Here is a 3,425-nt window from a genome sequence, read left to right on the forward strand (position 1 = left end):
TCGCGCTGCCGATGGTCGAGTTCAAGATGGCCTTCCCGGTCAACGGTGACCTCTCGCGGGCGAGGCTGGCCAGCGGACCGAGCTGGTCGTTCCACTACGACTTCTTCAACGCCTGGGAAGCGCCCACGCTGAAGGCGCTCGTCGATCACTGCGTCGTCGGGGCGCTCCAGTGCGACGCCCGCGGCTACGACCAGACCCACCCCGAGGCCGGAGCGGCCCTGGACGAGAACTACGAGCTGCCGTGAACGCGCGGCCCGGCCGCTGCGGACACCGTGGCGGCCGGGCCGTTTGCACGCCACTTCCCCCGACACACCGAAAGACACCACCACCATGACCCGGACCCGTACCGCCCCACGCCGTATCGCGGCGCCCCTCACCGCCGGTCTGCTGGCCGCCGGCGCCCTCGCGCTGCCCGGCCAGCCGGCACACGCCGCCGGAAGCGTCGTCAAGGTCGCCGGCGGCCAGGGCGACTGGCGGCTGACCGTGGATGGCCAGCCGTATCAGATCAAGGGCCTGACCTGGGGCCCCGCCATCGCGGACGCCGGACGCCATCTGCCCGATCTGCGGTCGATGGGCGTCAACACCCTCCGCACCTGGGGCACCGACGCCACCAGCAAACCCCTCTTCGACGCCGCCGCGGCCAATGGCATCAAGGTGATCGCCGGTTTCTGGCTCCAGCCCGGTGGCGGCCCGGGCAGCGGCGGCTGTGTGAACTACCGGACGGACACCGCCTACAAGGACCAGATGCTCGCCGAGTTCCCCAAGTGGGTCGCCACGTACAAGGACCACCCGGGCGTGCTGATGTGGAACGTCGGCAACGAGTCGGTGCTCGGCCTCCAGAACTGCTACGGCGGCGATGAGCTGGAGCGGCAGCGCGACGCCTACACCACGTTCGTCAACGACATCGCCAAGAAGATCCACGGTGTCGACCCCGACCACCCGGTCACCTCCACCGACGCATGGACCGGCGCCTGGCCGTACTACCAGCGGAACGCCCCCGACCTGGACCTGTACGCCGTCAACTCCTACAACGCCGTCTGCGATATCAAGGCCACCTGGGAGCGGGGCGGTTACACCAAGCCGTACATCGTCACCGAGACCGGCCCGCCGGGGGAGTGGGAGGTCGCCGACGACGCCAACGGTGTGCCGGAGGAGCCCACCGACCAGGCCAAGGCCGCGGGCTACACCAAGGCGTGGAACTGCGTCACCGGCCACCGGGGGGTCGCGCTCGGGGCCACGATGTTCCACTACGGCACCGAGGACGACTTCGGCGGCGTCTGGTTCAATCTGCTGCCCGCCGGCCAGAAGCGGCTGTCGTACTACGCGGTGAAGAAGGCGTACGGCGCGGACACCTCGCATGACAACACCCCGCCGGTCATCTCCTCACTGGCCGTGGACGGCGACCCCGCCAAGGTGGAGGCGGGCCGCGATCTGACGCTCACGGTCAGGGCCACCGACCCCGACGGTGACGCCCTGTCCTACCAGGTGCTGGGCAGCAGCATGTACCTCGACCAGGACAAGAAGCTCACCCCGCTGCCCGCCACCGACCTCGGCGGCGGCCGGCTGAGGGCCACCGCGCCGGACCGCCCCGGTGTGTGGAAGGTCTACGTCAAGGCCACCGACGGCAAGGGCAACGTGGGCATCGAGACCCGTTCCGTACGGGTCGTCCCGCCCGCCGTGAACGGCACCAACGTGGCCCTCGGCAGACCGGCCACCGCCTCCTCGTACCAGACGGGCGGCGGCGACTGCCCCTGCACCCCCGCCAACGCCGTGGACGGCAGGGCGGACACCCGCTGGGCGGCCGACTGGAGCGATCCGCAGTGGCTCCAGGTGGACCTCGGCGCGTCCACCCCCCTCACCCATGTCCAACTGGTCTGGGAGGCCGCCTACGCCAAGGCGTACACCCTCCAGACCTCCGACGACGGCCAGAACTGGCGCACCATCCGCGAGGTGACCGACGGCAACGGCGGTGTCGACGACTTCGACGTCTCCGGCACCGGCCGCTATGTCCGCGTCCACGGCACGGCCCGGGGCACCGGATACGGCTACTCGCTCTACGAGTTCGGCGTCTACCACTGATCCATGACCGGCGGTGATGCGTCCCCGGTCGTGGCGGGAGAGCGCTCTATGCCCTCGGGGCGCGCTGCCACTAGGGTGCGGGCATGAACCGACACGCCCCGACCTTGGAGGATGTCGCCCGGGAGGCCGGTGTCTCCCGGGCGACGGTGTCCCGGGTCGTCAATGGCGTCCGCAACGTGGATCCGGCCATCCAGGACCAGGTCCGCGTCGCGATCGAGCGCACCGGCTACGCGCCCAACCGGGCGGCCAGATCGCTGGTGACCCGGCGCACCGGCACGGTGGCGCTCGTCGTCTCCGGGGCTGGGGACGGCACCGGGGACACCTCGGAGGAGGAGCAGAACGCCTTCGCCGCGCGGGTGTTCGCCGATCCGTTCTTCGGCCGGGTGGTCGGCGGGGTGGTGGGATTCCTGCGGCCGCGCTCGACACACCCGGTGCTGATGTTCGCCGAATCCCCCGAGGCCAGGCAGGAGGTGCTGAGGTATCTGCGGCAGGGAAACGCGGACGGGGCGCTCGTGGTGTCCACCCACCCCGACGATCCGCTGCCCGCGCTGCTGGCCGAGGCCGGACTGCCCGCCGTGCTGTTCGCCCGTCCGGTGCGGCCGGTCGCGCTGAGCCATGTCGACCTGGCGCACTGGGACGGTGGCCGCCTCGCGGCCGAGCGTCTGCTGGCCCGGGGGTGCCGGAAGGTGGCCACCGTGTCGGGGCCGTGGGCCGTGGCGGCGAGCCAGGAGCGGCTCGCCGGGTTCCGCGACACGATGGCCCGCGGCGGCCATCCTTATGTGCCGGTGGCCGAGGGGGGCTTCACACTGGACAGCGGAGTGGCGGCGATGGCCGAGCTGCTGGCCGAACACCCCGACGTGGAGGGCGTGTTCGCCGCCAACGACCTGATGGCCCAGGGGGTCTGCCAGGTGCTGAGGGAGCGCGGCCGGCGGGTGCCCGACGATGTCGCGGTCGTCGGCTTCGACGACTCCAGCGTGGCCGCCACCTGTCGGCCACCGCTGACCTCGGTGCGTCAGCCGGTGGAGGACATGGCGGCGGCGATGGCCCGGCTGCTCGACGAACACGTCCGGGGCCTGCGCACCGAACCGGCCTCGGTCCTCTTCGAACCGGAGCTGGTGGTACGGGAGTCGGCGTAGCCCCGCGTCCGGCCGTGCGCGCAGCTCCTGTGCCAGACGCACACGTAGCCCCTCCGCCCGGGCGGTGCGTGTGGGCCCCGCGCGGGACGTGTCCGTAGCCGTGCGCGGGACGTGCCCGTGGTCCCCGCGCCCGGGGGCGCCCGTACCCCCTACGCCAGCCGCCTGCCCAGGGTGGCGCGCCACGCGGGGGACGGCTCCGGGGCGGGGGTG

The 3,425-nt window shown here is 72.1% G+C and carries 2 protein-coding genes and 1 pseudogene; all 3 read left to right on the top strand.

Annotated features, from left to right (window positions below; genetic code table 11):
• Positions 1 to 245 (top strand): annotated as a pseudogene (locus KN815_RS46540) (DUF1996 domain-containing protein); the annotation flags it as partial.
• 85 nt (positions 246 to 330) lie between these two features.
• Complete coding sequence (locus tag KN815_RS46545) at positions 331 to 2,079, top strand: discoidin domain-containing protein (protein WP_216347825.1); 1,749 nt, start codon at positions 331 to 333, stop codon at positions 2,077 to 2,079.
• Positions 2,080 to 2,162: 83 nt separating this feature from the next.
• Positions 2,163 to 3,215, top strand: a complete 1,053-nt coding sequence (locus tag KN815_RS46550; RefSeq protein ID WP_216347826.1) for a LacI family DNA-binding transcriptional regulator — start codon at positions 2,163 to 2,165, stop codon at positions 3,213 to 3,215.
• The last annotated feature ends 210 nt before the right edge of the window (positions 3,216 to 3,425 follow it).

Origin of the sequence: Streptomyces niphimycinicus, assembly GCF_018883605.1 — a bacterium.
Lineage (GTDB): Bacteria > Actinomycetota > Actinomycetes > Streptomycetales > Streptomycetaceae > Streptomyces > Streptomyces niphimycinicus.

Excerpts from the sequence above, each read along its gene's own strand:
- KN815_RS46545 (WP_216347825.1), top strand. The coding sequence starts at position 331 with ATGACCCGGACCCGTACCGCCCCACGCCGTATCGCGGCGCCCCTCACC.
- KN815_RS46550 (WP_216347826.1), top strand. The coding sequence starts at position 2,163 with ATGAACCGACACGCCCCGACCTTGGAGGATGTCGCCCGGGAGGCCGGT.